Source organism: Paenibacillus dendritiformis (genome assembly GCF_945605565.1).
GTDB classification, from domain to species: domain Bacteria; phylum Bacillota; class Bacilli; order Paenibacillales; family Paenibacillaceae; genus Paenibacillus_B; species Paenibacillus_B dendritiformis_A.
This window is the reverse complement of sequence record NZ_OX216966.1, coordinates 3,651,600-3,670,294: the sequence shown is the minus strand read 5'-3', so window position 1 is coordinate 3,670,294 and position 18,695 is coordinate 3,651,600. Positions and strand designations below refer to the sequence as shown.

Below are 18,695 nucleotides of genomic sequence, written 5' to 3'. Positions count from 1 at the left end.
CTTTGCTTTACATGGCACATGCTCCCTCTAATGCTAGGCGAGAAATCCGGCGCCAGCCACCGATGAACGGATTATGTCTGCTTCAAAACGGATTTTCTGCGCGGTTCCCGTCTCCGCCCAAAAAAAGAATCGACTCTGCGGCACGGCCGTCCAAGTCGATTCTTAGCTTTATTTTTTAGTTCATCATCTTTGCCCTCACACTATTGAGCAGCTCCACCAGCGCGATAATATCTTCCGCTGTCGTCTCGTAGTTCGTGATGCAAGCCCGCAGCGCAGGTTCCTTGTTCATTTCGTAGATGGATATCCAAGCCTGTCCGGAACGCAGTACCTCTTCATAGATGAACGATACGAATTTCGATCGGCTCTCTGCCGGGACACGGATATCCGTAAAGCATACGACGGGCAGCACGGTATCATTGACGACCGTCCAATTCGATCGCGTCAGCTCCTGACGCAAGCGCTCCCCCATCTCTGCTTGTTGCCGCACCACTTTGCCATAGCCTTCCCAACCTGCCGTCGCCAGCGATAAATACAATTTCAAACCGATAAATCTTCGTGACCATTGAATCGAATGGGTGAACGGATCAATTCGGTCCAGGCCAGCTCCTTCCTTCGGCATATAATCGGCGGAGATGCTAAAGGCTCGATGCAAAATATCCCGATGCCGCGTCAAATACATTCCCGCCCCCATAGGAACTGACATCCACTTATGCGCGTCGAAGGTAATCGAGTCGGCTCGCCGAATGTCATGAAGCTGCTCCAGCAGCTCTGGCACAAACACGCAGGCTCCGCCGTATGCCGCGTCCACATGCAGCCACAGTCGTTCGTCTTCAGCCACATCTGCAAGTGCGCCAATCGGATCAATCGCTCCGGATCCGGTCGTTCCCCCCGTTCCAATAATCAGAAACGGAGCATATCCGGCGGCGCGATCCGCCGCAATCTGCTGCTGAAGCGCACGCACATTCATGCGTAATTGTGAGTCCGTCGGAATGATGCGAAGCGAATCGGTGCCCAGTCCACAAGAACGTGCCGCCTTGACCAGGGAATGGTGGCTCTCGGCAGATGCGTACATGACGGGCTGCGCCTTGAGCGCCCTCAGCCCTTCCTTGGCATACGACGGAAAATGATGAATCAGTGCGGTCAGCACAGCCGTCAGATTGGCCTCTGCTCCCCCCGTCGTGAATGTCCCGTCTGCTGTCTCGGATGAATACCCGAATTTTGCCGCGATTTCTTTCAGCACGTAGTTCTCGATTTCGACCGCTACGGGCGCGTGGCTCCATGCCGCAAGCTGCGGATTGAACGCCGCGGTAATCGTATCCGCCATAATTCCCATATCGTTGGGCCGCGGATTATACAGCCCGAAATACCGCGGATGCGGTGTATGCACCTGGAATTGGATCAATCCCTCCAAGATATGATCAATCGCCTCCTGTGCGCCGACGGGATGATCAAACGATAATTTCTGCGCAAACTGAACGATCGCATCCACGTCAAGCTCGGGCGAGACTCGGACTTCGCGGATATTCCCCGTATAGTCATTGATTCGTTCCAGCAGATATGTTCCGATGTACATCCGTTCTTCCCTATCCAAATCCAAATTGAAACTTTTCATACCGAAGTGCATCCCCTTCACGTTGTGAAATTGAATTCCTGTGCTGCTTCCGAGTATACACCCGCAGTCACTCGCATGGACCCATTTTCGAATAAAACCGCAATATATCGAAACTAGAGAGTGAGGAGCGGTAACTTTTCTTCTCGCTTTGACAGTTTCATACAACAGGGTGATAATAGCGAGGAAGCACAAAAGAGCGATTATAACAGCCTGCCAGGAATATTTTGTGAAATATTGTGCATAGACAAGCTCCATGGTATTATGTGAGAATAGATAACAAACGACTTGGCGTTAACTTCATGGACGAGAAGAGTAAGCTATGAATCCCGATCTCCAGAGAGTTGGTGTATGCTGCAAGCCAACGTTCGGCTCATAGCTGAAGGTCATCTCCGAGAAGCGCGGCTGAACTCGAGTAAGCTGCGACGGACTTCCACCGTTATCCGGAATGCGTACGGTATGGTATATCAGTACGTAATGAGCTGCATGGTGCGGGAATGATAACAACCTGCTCCGTGAAAATGGGTGGTAACGCGGATCACAATCCGTCCCTGTCGAGGGGCGGATTTTTTGCGTTTTGGGAACAAGCGTCAAGATATCTAGGGGGAAGAAAAGATGAAATCACTATCGAAAAGCCACGTTTTTTTCGTGGGACTCATGCTTTTTTCGTTATTTTTTGGTGCAGGGAACTTAATATTCCCGCCGATATTGGGACAGCAGGCGGGAGACAGCTTCGCCGTCGCCATACTGGGCTTCATTGTGACCGGCGTTGGCTTGCCGCTGCTCGCCGTCATCGCGATTGCCATGACAGGCCGGGACGTGCAGCATCTCGCGGGCCGGGTGCATCCCAAGTTCGGTATCCTGTTTGCCATTATCGCCTACTTGTCGATCGGTCCTTTCATGGGGATTCCGCGTGTAGCTAATGTGTCCTTCGAGATGGGAATGCGTCCCTTTCTGCCCGAGCCTCTTCAACCAAACGGTTGGGTGCTGCTGGCTTATACGCTCGCGTTCTTTGTTCTCGTCTATTGGCTCTGCTTGAATCCATCCAAATTGGTGGCTCGCATCGGGAAGATTCTTACGCCCTTGCTGCTCCTATCCATCGCCGCACTCTTCATCTCCGCGATGATGAGCCCGCTTGGAGAAGCGCAGCCTGCGGTACAGGAATATGCGACGTCGCCCGGCGTCAAAGGATTTATGGAAGGCTATTTAACGCTGGATGCAATCGCCGCGCTCGCGTTCGGCATCATCGTCGTCAATGCGATCCGCGATCAAGGCGTTCAGGACAAGCGCGCGATTACGAAATCCGCAGTTCAAGCCGCCGTCATCGCGGGCGTCGGCTTGTCGCTCGTCTATGCGGCGCTGGGATGGCTCGGAGTAACAAGTGTTACTGAGTTCGGCTATGCGAAAAATGGCGGGCAGCTGTTGACGCAAATCGTGCAGAAATTGTTCGGACAGTCCGGATTACTCCTATTAGCCGTCATCGTTACGCTTGCCTGTCTGACGACCTGCATCGGATTGGTATCCGCATGCAGTCAGTATTTTTCCACCTTATTCCGCCGGCTCAGTTATAATCAAGTCGCGTTCCTGACTTGCGTAGCGGGGTTGTTGGTAGCCAATCTAGGGTTGAATACTATTCTGTCGGTATCTGTTCCGGTGCTGCTGGTCATCTATCCTGTAGCTATTGTGTTACTTTTGATGTCCTTGGGCCACCGCCTCTTCGGCGGGCGCCCGTCCGTCTATGGCGGCGCGCTTATCGGCACCGTGCTCATTAGCTTATTTGACGGGTTGAAGGAGGCCAAAGTCCCGGTAGAACAAGTTACAGAGTGGCTCAAGCATCACCTCCCTTTGTATGAGCAGGGAATCGGCTGGGTCATTCCGGCGATAGCAGGCGGGATTATCGGCTGGCTGATTGGATGGGTAATCGGTGCGATACGGAATCGTGGACGAGCAGGTTCCCAAGCTTCGCAATACAAAGACTAAGATGCAGTAAAAATAGAGTAGCTTCTGACCAAGCCGGCGCCATGCCGGCTTTTTTTGGATTTTCCTCGGGCGCCGGAGATTTCCTCGGACATGTGGATGAAGAGTGTCGGCTTGACGGGAGGTGGGGAAGTAAATTCCTGCATTTCTACATCATTTTTCACGATTTAAGCTTCTATGGAGTGGAATTCCTGCAAATCGGCATCATTTTCGCCGATTTTCTCTTCTTTTTAATTGAGAGGACTGAAATTGCTGCACTTTTGCAGGATTCCCCCTAAGGTGCCGGCGTGATCAAGTAAAAACTGCAGATTTGCAGCATTTTTCAGTTTTAAGCGCTGCTTTGTCGCTGATCCAAGCTAGCGAACCGAGTCCAACAAGTTGGGGCGCTTCGGCGCGCAGGCGATATCCCACTTCTCGGGCATACAAAAGCACCCCTCAGCAGGCAGCGGATAAGCCGGCGGCTTCGTCCGTTGCCTGTTCTGAAGGGTGCCACAACCACTTATGTTCGTTAGAAAATCTCCGATTGCTTCACGCGATCATTCAGCATCATAAAGTCTTTGTCCTGCAAAGGCTCCACTTTCCCCTTCTGATAGCCGCTGCCCTTCGTCGAGAAGAAGTCATGTGTGCTCGTCTCGGTGCGAATGCCGTTCAGGACGACCGGATTGACTTCCTCTTCCGGGAAATGCGGCTCAAAGCCGAGGTTCATGAGCGCTTTGTTGGCGTTATAGCGAATATACTTCTTCACTTCGTGCGTCAGTCCGATCGCATCATACAGATGCTCCGTATACTCCAGCTCGTTCTCATACAGCTCAATCAACAGATCTTGCACAAATCGGGACAGCTCCTGCTGCATGGCTGCGCTCTGCTTGTTGTAGATTTCTTGCGCCAGCAAGCCTACGAAGACGCCGTGAACACTTTCGTCCCGGATGATCAGCTTGATGATCTCCCCGCTTGCCACCATTTTGCCTTGTCCGGCCAAGTACAACGGGTAGAAGAAGCCGGAGTAGAACAGGAAGCTCTCCAGGAATACGGAGGCGACCATGGCTTTGTACAGGCTGACCGGATCATGGTCTTGAATGCCTTTGTACAGACCATCGATGATCGCGGTCTTCTTCTGCAGATGCTTGTTCTCCTTCACCCAGTCGAACGTCTCGTCGATCATGGCCGTGCTGGCCACGGTCGTAAAGATCGTGCTGTAGCTCTTCGCATGAATCTCTTCCATCGCGGCCTGGAAGATCAGAATCGCCTTTTGCTGCTTGCCTTCCACGTGCTGGGCAATGACGGGCATGCCGACATTCCCCTGCTCCGTATCAAGCAGCGTGAGGCCGCCAAGCACATGCATGTAGGCGAGCTTCTCGTCTTCGGTCATTTTGGACCACGACTTCAGGTCCTTCGAGATCGGAATCTCGGTATCCAGCCAGAACTGGGACGTATTTTGCGTCCACAGCATTTCCATATAATCCGATTCGGGTCGGTTCCAGTTCACTGCTTCAAAATTTTTCATCGACGAATTCTCCTTCTACATCTGCAACTTCTGCAACTTATACGGCTCCGACTGAGACGACTTATTCAACTTAGACGACGCAGCTCACGCACTCGTCGATCGTTTTCTTTTTCGTCCGGGTATAATAGAGCGTCTTGAGCCCCTTCTTCTGCGCGTAAATATAGTACTTCGCCAGATCGCGGGTCGTCAGATCATCCTTCACGAACAAGACGGTCGAGATGGCTTGGTCCACGTGGACCTGCACGTCCGCAACCAGGTCGATCAGGTTGAACATATCCATATCGTAAGCTTCTTTGTAATAGAAGTAGTTCTCATCGCTAATGTACGGCATCGGATAGATCGTCTTCGAATCGCCGTATTCTCGCTCTTCGATGCGCTGCGTAATCGGCGCGATGGACGCCGTCGAGGACTGCAGGTACGAGATCGAACCGGTCGGCGCAATCGCCAGGCGGTACGCATGGTACAAGCCATGCTCCATCACCTGCTCCTTCAAGCGGGCCCAATCTTCGAGGGTCGGAATCGTATGGCCTTCGAACAGCTGCTGCACTCGTTCCGTCTTCGGGCTGAAGTCCGTATTCAGATAACGGTCGAAGTACGCGCCGCTTGCGTATTCGCTCCGGTCGAAATCGGTGAACGTCACGCCGCGCTCCTGCGCGATCAGCATGGAACGCTCCAGGGAATAGAAATTCACCATCATGAAGAACGTGCGAACGAAATCTCTCGCTTCCTTCGATTCATAGGCGATCTTGTTCTTCGCCAAAAAGCCGTGCAGGTTCATCGCGCCCAAGCCGACGGAATGGAGCTCGCGGTTCGCCTTGGCTACCGAAGGCACAATGCTGATATTGCTGCGGTCGCTCACTTCGGTCAGCGCATCCATCGCACGGTGAACCGTGTCGCGCATCCGCTTATTTTTCATGACGTTAACGATATTCAACGATCCGAGGTTGCAGGAAATATCGCGATGGATCTCGTCCTCTACGCCGTAGTCGTTGATCGTGGACACTTCGCTAAGCTGCGCAATCTCGCTGCACAGGTTCGAGAACTTGATGCGTCCGATTTCTTTAAGCGCATGATATTCATTCGTGTTGTCAACGAACATGATATAAGGGTAGCCCGATTCCATCTGAATCTGCGCAATCTTCAGAATCAGGTCGCGCGCGACAATCTTCTTCTTCCGGACATTCGGATTGTCGACAAGCTCGTCGTACATCTCGCTGATGTCCATATCGTCCAGATGCTTGCCGTACTCCTTATACACGGTATACGGATAGAACAAGTACATATCCTTGTCCTGCTCCACCAGCTCGAAAAATTTATTCGGCGCGACAACGCCAAGCGACAAGGTCTTAATCCGGATTTTCTCATCGCTGTTGATTTTCTTCGTATCCAGAAATTCATGAATATCGGAATGGAATACATTCAAGTAGACGACGCCGCTGCCGTCGCGCTGCCCCAATTGGTTCGCGTAGGAGAACGCATCCTCGAACAGCTTCATGACCGGCAGTACGCCGCTTGCCTTGCCGTCCAGCCCTTTGATCTGCTCGCCGGAGCCGCGGATTTTGCTCAAATTCAGGCTGACGCCGCCGCCGATCTTGCTTAGCTGCAGCGCCGAGTTGATGGAGAATCCGATCGAATTCATCGAATCGTCCACTTCGAGCAGGAAGCAGCTGACCAGCTCCCCTCTCCGCTTCTTCCCGGCATTCAGGAAGGTCGGCGTCGCCGGCTGATACTCCTGGGAAATTAACAATTCGGCATACTCGAACGCCTTGTCAATATCCCCGCTCGCCAGGAACAGGGAGACAACGGCCAGCCGGTCCTCGTAACGCTCCAGGAACTTCGTATCGTCATTGGTCTTCATGGCATAGTTGTTATAGAATTTGAATGCGCTCATGAATGATGGGAAGCGGAACTTCTTCCCGTACAAATATTCATAGAGACGCTTGATATCCTTGAACTCGTACTTATCGAACAGCTCTTTTTCATAGTAGTCGTTCTCTATCAGATAATGAATCTTTTCCTCGAGATTATGGAAGAATACTGTATTTTGGTTGACATAGTCGATGAAATAGCTTTTCGCCGCTTCACGGTCCTTGTCAAATTGGAATTTGCCGTCCTTCTGGACCATAATTTCGTTATTAAGCTGTATCCATTTTGGTATCAAAGTAATGGACCTCCCGAGTAAATTGTTCTACATCCTTCTTCGTGCCGCTAAGCTCGAACTTCATCAGCACGGGCACAGAATATAATCGAGAAATATGATCGGCTGCCAGTCCGTACCGGACGCCCCAGTTCATATTGCCGCTGGAAGCGACGCCTTGCAGCAAGTGGCCATGATCCTCGAGGAATTGCATTGTAGATTGAGGCACTTGTCCGAACCCTGTCGTGTACGTGATCAAAATAAAAGGTTCAGTCAGCTTCGTCTCTGTCGATATGCGAACACAATTCATATCCAGCTTCTCGACAAAACGCTTCACGTTGCCGGTCTTCGAGTCGTAAGCGATAAGCACGTGATCCCTCCGTCGCAATCATTCTTCAAATAGAGTTGCCTGGAGTCACCAAAAAAAGCACATCTCAAAGAAAAGAGACAGGAACCAACTGCGCGATGAACCGATGCACCGCGTGCGAATTGGCTCTTCCATCTCCTTACTCTTCGAAGAGAATGATAGAAATATAGGCTCTTGGTTAATCAGGGAACTCCACTTGCCGTTACAATATATAGTGTATGTATCCATTTCGTCATACTATATATAGTCCGTTATTGAATCATAACCAATTTTAAGATAAATGGCAAGCCCATTTTGTCCGCCATTGGCAGCAACGAAATTTGTCGGCCTGTGACAAAAAACATATCTATCGTACCACATCTATGACCATTATTGGTGTTCAATTTTTTTGGAATTATGCGGGATATGCTTTTATAGCAGACGGGCCGCCTTACAGCCGTTCAATAGAGGGCTAATTCAGTCCCTCTCCGTAAAAAATACACTTTTCGCAGCAGGAAATAGAGAGCCTGGTAACGTATTTTTGATTTATTTAGTGAGGTTAACTACATTCATCGACTCGAACACCCATTCCGTCTGTAAGGCCAGATTTTACGTGGTCCGGAAGATGTTTAATAGCATTAACTATATGAGGTAAAAGGTCTCTTTAGGCGGCTCGTTCGAACTCCAGCTATTGGACTTTCCTATTAAAAATTTCCCGGGCAACAGTGCAAATTCGCGCGCTTGTGACAAGCGAACAAGCCGGATCCTGTGAAATACAGAATCCGGCCTGCGGCTCATTTAACTGCTCCCTCGCTGCCTGAAGCGGGAAGGAAGCCGATCAGCGGGTAACCGCCTTTTGCACTCCGGCCGGGTTGAAGCCGTTCTCAAGTCCGCCGAACGTATAATCCGCTACCTTGTCGCTGCGGTATAGAATCAATTCCTTGGCATGCGTAACCGGAATGACGATGACTTGGTCGTTCAAGTAATTCAACAGGAACTCATAACCTGATGCAATCGCCGCCTCGTCCCGCGTGTGCAGCACCTTCATGATGCGCTCCTTGATGTCGGCCGCCTCCGGCAGAGCGGACATGGCCGCCGTATGCGCGGTCTGATCCAGCATCGGGCCGATAAAGTGATGCGGGTCCTCAGGGGCTCCCTTCGAACCCCAGATCGTAATGTCGAACTTCCCTTCCACGCATTCTGTCCACCATGTCATCACATCGGTTCCTTCCACCTCGACCTGAAGCCCGACTTCCTTCAACTGGCCTTGCAAGGCGGCAGCCAGCTCCTTATTGAACGCGTCTCCCGTCTCATACGTGAAGCGCAGCTTCATCGGCTTGCCGTTGAACTCCCGGTATCCCGTACTCTCGTTCAGCTTCCAGCCCGCTTCATCGAGCAGCTTGGCGGCTTGCTGCACATCGTAGGCCCGCTGCATCCGCAGCCCGTTCTGAATATAGGGGATGCCTTCAAACATCTCGTCAGCCGCCGTCTCATAGCCGAACGTTAAGCCCTCGGCAATCTCCTGCTTATTGATGACATGCGCGATCGCCTCGCGAACCCGCAGATCGCCCAGATTTTCCCCTGACGCATTGAGCGCCAGCGCTCGCGTACGGCTCCCCTTCGAGGTCTTCCCTTGAACGCCGGACATGGAAGCTGCCTGCTTGAACTCATTATTCGTAATCATTGTGGAGCTGAAGACGGCGTCGATCTCGCCTGTCTGCAGCGCCTTCAGCCGCGTGGCCGGGTCCGGAACATATTTAACGATAATCCGCTCGAACGCAGGCTCTTCTCCCCAGTAGTCCTTGTTCTTCTTAAATACGGTTTGCTCGCCCTTGGCGAATGATTCGTGAATATAAGGACCGGTTCCGATCGTTCCGTTCATCGCTTGGTAATTATCCTTAATAATCGATGCCGGCGACACGATGGCCAGGTATGGTGTGCACAAGTCGTGCAGCACCGGATAATAAGGCGCTTGATAGGTCAATTTGACCGTATACTCATCCAGCGCTTCCAGCTTCTCGATGGCCGATACCGCCTTCAGGAAGGAAGCATTGCCTTCATTGCGGTAATATTCCAGATTGGCAATGACGGCCGCTGCATTCAACGGTTCCCCGTCATGGAACTTCACGCCCTGCCTAATCTTCAGCGTCAGTTCCGTCCCCGCTTCGTTGAATGTCCACTCCGTGGCGAGCCCCGGCTTAATCTCGCCGTCCTCATAGCGGACGAGCATATCGTACACCAACTGAATGACCGGCTTGTTATGCATGTCCGTCATCGTAGGGTAGAAGTTGCTCAGCTCCCCTGCATAGCCGATGACGAGCGTATCCTTGTCGGTCTGCGCCCCGCCCGCGGAGCAAGCGCTCGCCGTTAATAGAATACAGAGCATTACTATCACTGTTTTGACACGAAATAGATTGATTCTCATCTCGTCGTTCTCCTCCGGTAATCATCATTAGGTGCGCACAGCTGCCTGCATTCGCTCCAGCCGGGTCGCCTCGGCTGCCAGACGTCCTCCCTCCAGCAGCAGACATCGATCCGCCAGCCGGTAAGCGTTATAGGCATCATGCGTAATCAATAGATAGGAGCAGCCGTAGCTGTCCCGGTAATCGGCCAAGGTGGCCAGAACCGCATCGGCAGACACGGTATCCAGCCCGCTAAGCACCTCGTCCAGCACCAAATATCGGGGTCTTACCGACAAAGCCCTAATCAGCGACAATCTGCGCTGCTGACCGCCGCTAAGCTCGCGCACCGGGACGCGCAGCAGATCCCGATCCAGATGGAACCGCTCCATCAGCCCATCAATCTCTCGCCGGCGTTCCCGCCGGGTCATATGCGTCAGGTTGAGCAGGGCCTCCTCCATATTGCGGTAAGCGGACAAGCGGGGATTCAGCGTGCCGGATGCATCCTGAAATACGCCCTGCAGCACCTTCCGGTAAGGGCGCCACGCCCTGAAGCGGAGCCCGGCGAGGCTGATGCCGTCCAGCCGGATGTCTCCGGTGTCAGGCCGCTCCAAGCCAAGGATTAGCCGGGCAAGCGTGCTTTTGCCGCTCCCGCTGCCGCCCATCAGCGCAAGGCTCTCCCCTTCCTGCCAACGAAGCGAGACACAGTCCAGCGCCTTCACATCGGCGCGCCGTTCACCGCCGTAGAACTTCGTCACATTCGCTACTCGTATCTCTCCCATATCCAATATCCTTCCTCTTGCCGCGCGGCGCTTCGGGCCAATTGGGAAGTCCAGATGTGCCGAGGCCGCGCAAGCAGGTCCTCCATCTTCCCTTGCTCTGCCAGCACGCCGTCATGCAGCACCAGCACCTGATCGCAAATTCGCCTCAGCACCTCTACATCATGCGAGACGATCAGCAGTCCCGAGGCCAGCTTGCATTCGTGCAGCAGCTGAATCACGGCTTCCCGATTCTCCGCATCGAGCGCGGAAGTGGGCTCATCCGCCAAAATATACGGCGGATTCAGACCCAGCAGAATCGCGATCGCCACCCGCTGCAGCATGCCGCCGGACAATGCCCCGGGCCGGCTTGCCATCACCCGCTCGCTATCGGGAAGATGAACCTGCTGCAGCTTGGCTCGCGCAAGCCCAGCCGCATCCAGCCGGTTCAATCCCAGCCGTTTGCGGAAAATAGCCTGCATTTGGCTTCCCACGGAGAGCCGCGAGTCAAATGCGGTCACCGGGAGCTGCGGGATGAACCCGATCGCTCTGCCGCCCATTTCTCTACGCTCTGCGGGACCGAGCGAATGAAGATCGCGGCCATCCAATTGAATGGTTCCGCCCTCGAGCGCGCATCCTGGGCCCAGGACGCCCATCGCCGCCTTAAGCAGCGTCGTCTTGCCTGATCCGCTCTCGCCGGTTACGCCAACGGCTTCCCCCCGCCGCACGCGGCAGCTGATATCGTGGAGCAATCGTCTCCCGTCGGCCGCAGATACACTGATTCGATTCAGACTGAAGATCGCTCATCCACTCCTATGTAAGCTCTTCTCCCAGCACATTGAAGGAGAATGCGCACAAAAAAATAAACGCCAGCGGGTACAGCATCATATCCGGGCGCAGCATCGCTACCGAGCGGCCATCCAGCATGATGGCGCCCCAGTCGATTCCGTTCTGATCGAGGCCCAGCCCGATGAAGGAGAAGCCGCTAATCATCAGCACGATATCCGAGCTGATGAGACTTAACATCACCACGGATTCGCGGATCAGGTTCGGCGGCAAATGCCAGAACATGATGCGAAGCCGGGATGCGCCCGACGCTGCAGCGCAGTAGACGTATGCTTTATCCCGCTCAATCTCCGCCTTTGCCTTCACCAGCTTGATCAGACTGACCAGCGATGCTGCCGTCAATGCGACGACGACCGTATATACTCCGCTGCCCCAAGCCCCTATCCAGACAATCAGATAGACAATCGGCGGGAACGATGCCAGCACATTCAGGAAGCTGTCGCCCAACCAGCGCCATCGGCTTCGCCACATTCCGGCGAGAATGCCGATAGGCAGACCGGCGGCCAAGGTTGTCAGCCATGTCAACAGCACAATGCCCAGCGTCGTTCTCCCGCCATGGAGAACCCGGGACAGCAAGCAGCGCCCCAGCGAGTCGGTTCCGAACGGATACTCCGCGCTCGGTGGCAGCAGCCGCTGGCCAAGATTGATCAGATGGGGGTCGTGCGGCGCCAGCAGATAAGCGAAGGCACAGGCAAAGAGCACAAATACGGCGGCCCCGATTCGCAGCCTTCGACGCCGCCTCATGACCAGTTCCCCCTCGAGGGCTCGCGCTTCAGCAGCAGCCGCACCGCGCTGGATATCCGGTTCGTCAGCATGAAGACAGCGGCAAGCAGCAGAATTGAAAAGTGGATCATCGGCGCGTCACGGTTGATCACGCTCGTGATGATAACATTGCCGATTCCCGGAACCGAGAAGATTTGCTCGATAACCGCAGCCCCCGCCACCGTAAGTCCGATGCTCTGCATGAAGTTCGGGAGCAGCGCAAGGAGGGCATGCGGCAAGCCGTGGCGGAACAAAATATAATTCTCGTTCAACCCTTGGCAGCGGGCGTACATGACGTAATCCTCGCCCATCTCTTTGACCAGCACGGTCGTCAGCAGCCGGCCGTAGAAGGCGGCCATCGGAAGAGCCAGACAGAGAGCGGGACTCCATACGTTCATCATGCCTTGTCCGCCTGCGACAGCGATCCAGCGCAGCTTCACCGCTACGACATCCAAATATACGGCGGCCAGATAAAAGGCCGGTATCGACACCCCTGCGATCATGAGAACTCGAAGAATGAAGCCAGCCCATCGATCACGCAGCCAATAGCCAAGGCAGCTCAGCCCAACCGCCCCCAACGCTTGCAGCACGGCGCTCAGCGCCACGATGCGGAGGGTGAACGGAATCGTAGCGGCGAATTCGTCGAACACCGGCTTGCCGTTCATAAGCGACTTCCCGAAGTCGAGGCGGATCGCGTCTGTCAGCCAAGTGACATATTGCATGAGGAGCGAGCCATCCAATCCCAATTCGTGTCTCAGCTTCGCGATCATGTCATCCGAAGGGTTCATCGTATTGCGGATGGCGAACGCTTCAGCCGGATCGACAGGAGATATGCGCATCAGCAGGAACGACAGCATGCTGACGGCGAGAAGTGTAAGCAGCATATCCGCCGCGCCGCGAACGATGCGATTGCCGAACATCGCTGTTGCCCCCTTTCCCAAAAAACAAAACATCCCCCTGTATACGCGGGCGCTCCTGATCTGGATACACCCCTCACTATACGGGAGGATGACATGGAATTGTTGTGCGCACAGCACCGATTATGTTGATTGAGTACTCATTAGCCCGGACAGTCTTCTCAGCTTGGACTTGCGATATTGCAGCGGAGTCAGTCCGAACTCGCGCTTGAAGGCGTTGCAGAAATTGCTCGCATTGGAGTAACCGACATCAAACGCGATGTCTTGAACAGATTTGTTGAGATCGGCCAGAAGCGCAGCCGCCTGCTCCATGCACGCCTTGCGATAATGAACGTAGATCGTATGGCCGTAGATCTGCTTGTAGCCCTTGGTCAATTTATTACGGCTAATCGCAAGCTCCCTGGACAACTGCGCCAACGTGGGCGGATTGCCGGGGGTATCCATCAATCGATCATGGGCATGCCGGATTTGCCGGATCTCATAGTCATCCAGCAGGACCGCTTCCTCCTCGTCTTCCAGTCCGGGCAGCTCCACCGCCAAGAGCAGGGACAGCAGCTCCATAACTTTGCCTTCGTAATATAATATTTTCGATTGCTCCGGAAGCGGGCAGTGGAAGATGCTGCAGAAGATGTTCGACACGTCCGCCCCCGCCTGCACACCGGTGAATAACCGCTGCCGAGCGGAGCCATCCAGCTTCTCCATCGCATGATTCCATAAATCTATCCCGCTGCTGCCGAATAACTTGGGCATATGGTCCGAATCCGAGATGATGGATACGCTTTGATAGCGCCGGCCTCCGCGCAGACGGGTGCAGCCTCGGATGGCGCAAGACTTGGATACAGACAAGCAGTTCTTCCTGAACAATAACGGTTCCTGGTCATGCTCCTGCAGCTCCAGTTCCCCATCCACGCAATATTTCACCGCAAAATAACGGCCCGTCATCGCATATTCGAATACGACATCGTCATGAAACGTAACATCATAGAGCGTAATCGCGGAGTTGTTCATCACGCGGTACATTTCGACGCGGCCCGAACCATACTCTTCTCGAATATCGTAACGCACAGAACGGGCATGCGGGCTCTTCTCATTCGCGCTCTGTCCGGATAACCGGCGCATCGTCTCGGCATATGTATCAGGACTGTCAATGAAATAATGTTGTCTCATGCTTTATGCGCCTCTCTATGAGCCAGACAGACAGGCCGTCCGACTCTGGCGTCCGCTCCCCTTTCTATCGTCGAGAATAATTATCATTATCATTTGTATTATAGCGAATACTTGTCCTGTTGGAAACCGAGAATCTCCCCATGCGCGTGGATGAGCAGTTATCGGAACCACATAAAAAGAAGCCCCCGCAGCATCACCCTGCAAGAGCTTCCATTGTATTTGGCGGTGTTGACATGTTGATGCCATTCGTTAAATAACGAATCCCTTATCCCAATTGATGTTGCCGTTTCTTTGCGCCTCGCCTCTCAGCTTTTCGATTGCCCGAATTAATTCGCCCTGCACGGTCTCGGCTTGGCCCTGCTTCGGTACATACGTCTGCCAAAAATATTTAGCCTCGTTAAAATACTTCATGCCGCTCTCCTTTTGTGTCGTGGTGTGAGTAGATGCCTGATTTTCTTTTGTATTCTTCCATTTGGGTGATATGATGCTGATCATGCCAAATAAAGTCCTGCAGGTAAGTTTTGACGGTAAATTTTCCTTCCGCATATTTTCTCGAAAACGTATCGTCGTCCAAACGCTGTATCGTATCCACTAACAGATTCCGGTAACGCGTTGTTAAGTCGATTAATTCATCCTTGGTTAGCGTTTTTCCGTATTCGATGGCCTCTCTATTAAACGCATCAAAATCAAGATGACTCACCGTCACTTGCTTACCATTGGCGATAGGATAGATGGCTTCTTCATAGAAGTATTTATCCCACAACATCATATGGCTGACAATATCATGGATCGTCCATTTGCCTTCATCAATGGGCGTTTGCCATTCCAATTCTGTAATTTGTAGCACAAAACGGTTCCATTCGCTGAATTTATCGAGCAGCTGAGGTTTTTCGTTCATGAGATATGCCTCCGGTATTAGTCGTTTCTCGTTTCATCAAACGGATCTTCTACTGTTGGAATATAAGGAGATAGATAATGATCTTGTTGTCCAGTTAATTTTCCTCTAACTAATTTCCACACCACAAAATGATTTGTATTATCGTGGTTTTTACTTTGGTCTTCATCATCATGTATATAAAGAAGTCCGTAGGATCCAGGCATGATTTCAGCAATTTTTTCAAATATTCCAACTACATAATTCTTTCTGTGGTTATGTAATCCTGACATTAAGAGAGAATCAAGGCCATTTCTGCTTTTAAAAGTAACGACCTCTTCCGTATCAATTTCTGAGATATAGTGAATTAATTTATTTAATTGTTTTTCTTGTTTCATAGAATCAGTATCATGTGTATGATATCTCAGAACAGCCCATCCATTAAATTCAAACATGAAATGGAACTCCTTAGTGTTTGATGTAAAGCTGTCAATCAATGCGGTTATAAATAAACTCAATTTGTTTTTACATATGCATACAGTTTTCCATTTTCGGGCTTATATGGTCGTTTGCCCTTATACCCTCTACGAAGCAATTCTTGAGTCAGACATTTCATGAAGGCCCCATGGCTGACGATTAATACATTGGATTGATGATAGGTCTCTTCGATGCGGTCTATAAACTGTCGCGCTCGCAATACGGTTTCTCGTCTGCTCTCTTCCTGTGAAGGATGGGAGAAGTACCAAGCCAGCCTGGCCATCATTTGCCATACATAATAATGAAGTCTGAGCTTGGATTGGCTAGTCCAGCTCATCCCAATCTCTCTTAACTGCGCAGTCTTGATTACGGGCCCCTTATAAATGATCTCGGCGGTCTTCGCCGCTCTATATAAGTCGCTGCATAGGCAAACATCCCATTTCACGTCACCATCAAGGAAGGCACTCACACAAATATCTGAAAGATCATAGCGTTCTACCCATTGATTGAATTGTTCTGATGTCATCCAACGGTGATTGGGCTCATAGGCCACTTTAAAATGCCGAACTAATCCAATTTTCATAAGCCTCCTTCGTTCCCATCACGAAGCAATCTTCCCTATTTCCAATCGGGAACCGCCTTCTGGAGCATTTCTCCATTAATCCTTCCAGTATACCTCCCGTTCATATTTTTGGAAATGAAATATTGCCTCATAGAGCCCAAACGCCGTTGCGCACCCGTTCAGGTTCATGCGGCTTGCATGCAGTTCACCAACAGCAAACAGATTTTTTCATTCTATCGATTTTGTTGCTCTATCACGCATTCATTCCATTTCATGATGAAAAGACTTTGTTCCATTCTGAAAATTACAGAACAACTCATTGACATTTCCGATCTTCTGGCCTACTATTCATACTAATCCTATCAGAATTAATAATTAAACAACCGGTTGATTACTCTCTACTTCTTGCATAGGATCATTTTTTTATACTTAATACCAACTATTCTTATAAATATAATCGTATTTGAACAGGAGCAGATAGAACAATGGTTGTGCTGAAACGATTATTTGCAATGCTCGTCACCCTGTGGATCATCGTCACTTTGACCTTTGTTATTATGCACATCATCCCTGGTGATCCGTTTGCTTCTGATTCCCGGATGATGCCGGAGTCGGTTCTGGAAAATATGAGAGCCAGGTACAACTTGGACAAGCCTTTGCCTGTGCAGTATCTGTTGTACTTGAAAAGCTTGCTGACCCTTGACTTGGGGCCATCGATTCAATCCAAGAGCACCGATGTGAATACGTTGATCGCACGGGGCTTTGTCCCGTCGGCTCTGCTCGGACTGCAGTCCATGCTGATCGCCATCGTCGCCGGAATCGGCTTGGGCACGATCGCCGCACTTCATCACAATCGCGCACTGGACTACATCGCGATGGTGGCGGCGATGCTCGGCATCTCGATTCCGAGCTTCATTCTTGCCCCTCTGCTTATCAAGTATATGGCCGTGGAATGGAGACTTCTCCCGGTTGCTGCCTGGGGAACCTGGAAGCATACGATACTGCCGTCGATCGCGCTGGCCGTCACTCCGCTCGCCATCATTGCCCGCTTCGTAAGAACGAGCATGATTGAAGTGCTGCAGCAGGAATATATCAAGACGGCGGAGGCCAAGGGGCTGCCAGCCTGGAAAATCGTGGCAAAGCATGGATTGCGGAACTCGCTCATCCCGGTTCTGTCCTTTCTGGGACCGTTGTTCGCGTCCGTCGTGACGGGCACGTTCGTGGTGGAGAAGATTTTTGCCATTCCCGGCATCGGCAAGCACTTTGTAGACAGCATTTTCAACCGGGATTACCCGGTCATTATGGGTACGACGATATTTTACAGCCTAGTCCTAGTCGTCACGTTATTTCTCATCGACCTGTCCTACCGTATCGTCGATCCGCGAATTACTTTAGCCAGCAAAGGAGATTAGCATGAAAGCATCAGCCGATGTGGAGCATCTGTTCGTCCCCATAGATCGCAGCATGCAGGCGATTCACGTGCCGCCTCAACCAAGCGCTCCGCTATGGCAAGACAGATTGCGCAAATTAATGAAGAACAAGTTGGCCATGATCGGTCTGGCCCTGCTGCTGCTCATCCTGCTGCTTGCGGCGGCAGGCCCGTACATAGTGCCCCATTCGCCGAGCGCTCAGTCCTTGACGAAGACCAATCTGCCGCCCTCGGCGGAGCATTGGTTCGGCACCGACGATCTTGGCAGGGACGTATGGGCGCGAACCTGGGCCGGGGCGCGCATCTCGCTTGCGATCGGCTTCGCCGCAGCAGCCATTGACCTGATCATCGGCATACTCGTAGGCGGCATATCCGGCTACATGGCCGGGCGCGGCCGGTTCGGGGACCGGATTGACAATATATTGATGCGGATCGTTGAAATTTTGTACAGCATCCCGTATTTGCTTGTCGTGATCCTGCTGCTTGTCATTATGAAGCCAGGGATCTTCACGATGGTGGTCGCGCTCTCCATCACAGGCTGGGTTGGCATGGCGCGTGTGGTGCGGGGGCAAATATTGCAATTGAAGCAGCAAGAATATGTGCTGGCGGCCCAGAAGCTGGGCACATCGCATGCCGGCATCTTGTTCAAGCATTTACTGCCTAACGCGGCCGGCATCATCATTGTCAATTTGACGTTTACGATCCCTGCCGCCATTTTCTCCGAATCGTTCCTTAGCTTTCTCGGCTTGGGGGTTCAGGCTCCGGACGCCAGCTGGGGAACGATGGCTAATGATTCGCTTGGCGTTATCCTTAGCGGTCAATGGTGGCGGCTGTTTTTTCCGGGACTCATGATTTCACTCACCATGTTCGCGTTCAACGCGTTCGGCGACGGGCTGCAGGATGTGCTGGATCCCCGTTCGCCGCACTAAGG

Annotated in this window: 18 protein-coding genes and 1 other annotated feature; of the genes, 4 read left to right on the top strand and 14 right to left on the bottom strand. The window is 52.2% G+C overall.

Annotated features, from left to right (window positions below; all coding sequences use genetic code 11):
• Positions 1 to 175 precede the first annotated feature (175 nt).
• On the bottom strand, positions 176 to 1,612 hold the full coding sequence (locus NNL35_RS16230) for a pyridoxal phosphate-dependent decarboxylase family protein (protein WP_006674538.1): 1,437 nt from the start codon (positions 1,610 to 1,612) through the stop codon (positions 176 to 178).
• Between the two features lie 291 nt (positions 1,613 to 1,903).
• Positions 1,904 to 2,165: a binding site (T-box leader), on the top strand.
• 59 nt (positions 2,166 to 2,224) lie between these two features.
• Here NNL35_RS16230 and brnQ point away from each other — a divergent pair.
• Both brnQ and NNL35_RS16220 read left to right on the top strand, forming a co-directional pair.
• The gene (gene brnQ / locus NNL35_RS16225; protein ID WP_050979341.1) at positions 2,225 to 3,589 is read left to right on the top strand and encodes a branched-chain amino acid transport system II carrier protein; all 1,365 of its coding nucleotides are present in this window, start codon (positions 2,225 to 2,227) and stop codon (positions 3,587 to 3,589) included.
• 41 nt (positions 3,590 to 3,630) lie between these two features.
• Entirely contained in the window at positions 3,631 to 3,864 is a 234-nt protein-coding gene (locus NNL35_RS16220) for a hypothetical protein (protein ID WP_254553597.1), read from the top strand.
• Positions 3,865 to 4,094: 230 nt separating this feature from the next.
• Here the strand turns inward: NNL35_RS16220 and nrdF are convergent, their stop codons facing one another.
• The 13 genes from nrdF to NNL35_RS16155 form a co-directional block, all read right to left on the bottom strand.
• The gene (gene nrdF, locus NNL35_RS16215) at positions 4,095 to 5,090 is read right to left on the bottom strand and encodes a class 1b ribonucleoside-diphosphate reductase subunit beta (protein WP_006674541.1); all 996 of its coding nucleotides are present in this window, start codon (positions 5,088 to 5,090) and stop codon (positions 4,095 to 4,097) included.
• Between the two features lie 70 nt (positions 5,091 to 5,160).
• Positions 5,161 to 7,215 carry a class 1b ribonucleoside-diphosphate reductase subunit alpha gene (nrdE, locus tag NNL35_RS16210; RefSeq protein ID WP_238535244.1) on the bottom strand — a complete coding sequence of 685 codons (2,055 nt, stop codon included), beginning with the start codon at positions 7,213 to 7,215 and terminating at the stop codon, positions 5,161 to 5,163.
• 10 nt (positions 7,216 to 7,225) lie between these two features.
• Positions 7,226 to 7,597 carry a class Ib ribonucleoside-diphosphate reductase assembly flavoprotein NrdI gene (gene nrdI / locus NNL35_RS16205; protein ID WP_006674543.1) on the bottom strand — a complete coding sequence of 124 codons (372 nt, stop codon included), beginning with the start codon at positions 7,595 to 7,597 and terminating at the stop codon, positions 7,226 to 7,228.
• Between the two features lie 814 nt (positions 7,598 to 8,411).
• The gene (locus tag NNL35_RS16200) at positions 8,412 to 9,998 is read right to left on the bottom strand and encodes an ABC transporter substrate-binding protein (RefSeq protein WP_006674544.1); all 1,587 of its coding nucleotides are present in this window, start codon (positions 9,996 to 9,998) and stop codon (positions 8,412 to 8,414) included.
• Between the two features lie 27 nt (positions 9,999 to 10,025).
• On the bottom strand, positions 10,026 to 10,754 hold the full coding sequence (locus tag NNL35_RS16195) for an ATP-binding cassette domain-containing protein (protein ID WP_006674545.1): 729 nt from the start codon (positions 10,752 to 10,754) through the stop codon (positions 10,026 to 10,028).
• Complete coding sequence (locus tag NNL35_RS16190) at positions 10,736 to 11,482, bottom strand: ATP-binding cassette domain-containing protein (RefSeq protein ID WP_006674546.1); 747 nt, start codon at positions 11,480 to 11,482, stop codon at positions 10,736 to 10,738. The genes NNL35_RS16195 and NNL35_RS16190 overlap by 19 nt, the downstream gene beginning before the upstream one ends.
• A 61-nt stretch (positions 11,483 to 11,543) precedes the next feature.
• Positions 11,544 to 12,320: an ABC transporter permease gene (locus tag NNL35_RS16185; RefSeq protein WP_006674547.1), complete on the bottom strand. Its 777-nt coding sequence runs from the start codon at positions 12,318 to 12,320 to the stop codon at positions 11,544 to 11,546.
• Positions 12,317 to 13,258 carry an ABC transporter permease gene (locus NNL35_RS16180; RefSeq protein ID WP_006674548.1) on the bottom strand — a complete coding sequence of 314 codons (942 nt, stop codon included), beginning with the start codon at positions 13,256 to 13,258 and terminating at the stop codon, positions 12,317 to 12,319. Before NNL35_RS16180 ends, NNL35_RS16185 begins: the two co-directional genes overlap by 4 nt.
• A 120-nt stretch (positions 13,259 to 13,378) precedes the next feature.
• The gene (locus NNL35_RS16175; RefSeq protein WP_006674549.1) at positions 13,379 to 14,422 is read right to left on the bottom strand and encodes a helix-turn-helix transcriptional regulator; all 1,044 of its coding nucleotides are present in this window, start codon (positions 14,420 to 14,422) and stop codon (positions 13,379 to 13,381) included.
• Between the two features lie 249 nt (positions 14,423 to 14,671).
• Positions 14,672 to 14,833 (bottom strand): hypothetical protein, encoded by a 162-nt coding sequence (locus tag NNL35_RS16170; protein ID WP_006674550.1) that lies wholly within the window; start codon positions 14,831 to 14,833, stop codon positions 14,672 to 14,674.
• The gene (locus NNL35_RS16165; protein ID WP_006674551.1) at positions 14,820 to 15,320 is read right to left on the bottom strand and encodes a DinB family protein; all 501 of its coding nucleotides are present in this window, start codon (positions 15,318 to 15,320) and stop codon (positions 14,820 to 14,822) included. Before NNL35_RS16165 ends, NNL35_RS16170 begins: the two co-directional genes overlap by 14 nt.
• 17 nt (positions 15,321 to 15,337) lie before the next feature.
• Positions 15,338 to 15,751, bottom strand: coding sequence for an Imm7 family immunity protein (locus NNL35_RS16160; RefSeq protein ID WP_006674552.1), 414 nt, complete (start codon positions 15,749 to 15,751; stop codon positions 15,338 to 15,340).
• A 59-nt stretch (positions 15,752 to 15,810) separates the two neighbouring features.
• Positions 15,811 to 16,356, bottom strand: a complete 546-nt coding sequence (locus tag NNL35_RS16155) for a histidine phosphatase family protein (protein ID WP_006674553.1) — start codon at positions 16,354 to 16,356, stop codon at positions 15,811 to 15,813.
• Positions 16,357 to 16,820: 464 nt separating this feature from the next.
• Between NNL35_RS16155 and NNL35_RS16150 the strand changes: the two genes are divergently transcribed.
• Positions 16,821 to 17,747, top strand: coding sequence for an ABC transporter permease (locus tag NNL35_RS16150; protein ID WP_006674554.1), 927 nt, complete (start codon positions 16,821 to 16,823; stop codon positions 17,745 to 17,747).
• A gap of 1 nt (position 17,748) precedes the next feature.
• Positions 17,749 to 18,693: an ABC transporter permease gene (locus tag NNL35_RS16145; RefSeq protein ID WP_006674555.1), complete on the top strand. Its 945-nt coding sequence runs from the start codon at positions 17,749 to 17,751 to the stop codon at positions 18,691 to 18,693.
• Positions 18,694 to 18,695: the final 2 nt, after the last annotated feature.

Excerpts from the sequence above, each read along its gene's own strand:
- NNL35_RS16230 (WP_006674538.1), bottom strand. The coding sequence starts at position 1,612 with ATGAAAAGTTTCAATTTGGATTTGGATAGGGAAGAACGGATGTACATC.
- brnQ (WP_050979341.1), top strand. The coding sequence starts at position 2,225 with ATGAAATCACTATCGAAAAGCCACGTTTTTTTCGTGGGACTCATGCTT.
- NNL35_RS16220 (WP_254553597.1), top strand. The coding sequence starts at position 3,631 with ATGCCGGCTTTTTTTGGATTTTCCTCGGGCGCCGGAGATTTCCTCGGA.
- nrdF (WP_006674541.1), bottom strand. The coding sequence starts at position 5,090 with ATGAAAAATTTTGAAGCAGTGAACTGGAACCGACCCGAATCGGATTAT.
- nrdE (WP_238535244.1), bottom strand. The coding sequence starts at position 7,215 with ATGGTCCAGAAGGACGGCAAATTCCAATTTGACAAGGACCGTGAAGCG.
- NNL35_RS16200 (WP_006674544.1), bottom strand. The coding sequence starts at position 9,998 with ATGAGAATCAATCTATTTCGTGTCAAAACAGTGATAGTAATGCTCTGT.
- NNL35_RS16195 (WP_006674545.1), bottom strand. The coding sequence starts at position 10,754 with ATGGGAGAGATACGAGTAGCGAATGTGACGAAGTTCTACGGCGGTGAA.
- NNL35_RS16185 (WP_006674547.1), bottom strand. The coding sequence starts at position 12,320 with ATGAGGCGGCGTCGAAGGCTGCGAATCGGGGCCGCCGTATTTGTGCTC.
- NNL35_RS16180 (WP_006674548.1), bottom strand. The coding sequence starts at position 13,258 with ATGTTCGGCAATCGCATCGTTCGCGGCGCGGCGGATATGCTGCTTACA.
- NNL35_RS16175 (WP_006674549.1), bottom strand. The coding sequence starts at position 14,422 with ATGAGACAACATTATTTCATTGACAGTCCTGATACATATGCCGAGACG.
- NNL35_RS16170 (WP_006674550.1), bottom strand. The coding sequence starts at position 14,833 with ATGAAGTATTTTAACGAGGCTAAATATTTTTGGCAGACGTATGTACCG.
- NNL35_RS16165 (WP_006674551.1), bottom strand. The coding sequence starts at position 15,320 with ATGAACGAAAAACCTCAGCTGCTCGATAAATTCAGCGAATGGAACCGT.
- NNL35_RS16160 (WP_006674552.1), bottom strand. The coding sequence starts at position 15,751 with ATGTTTGAATTTAATGGATGGGCTGTTCTGAGATATCATACACATGAT.
- NNL35_RS16155 (WP_006674553.1), bottom strand. The coding sequence starts at position 16,356 with ATGAAAATTGGATTAGTTCGGCATTTTAAAGTGGCCTATGAGCCCAAT.
- NNL35_RS16150 (WP_006674554.1), top strand. The coding sequence starts at position 16,821 with ATGGTTGTGCTGAAACGATTATTTGCAATGCTCGTCACCCTGTGGATC.
- NNL35_RS16145 (WP_006674555.1), top strand. The coding sequence starts at position 17,749 with ATGAAAGCATCAGCCGATGTGGAGCATCTGTTCGTCCCCATAGATCGC.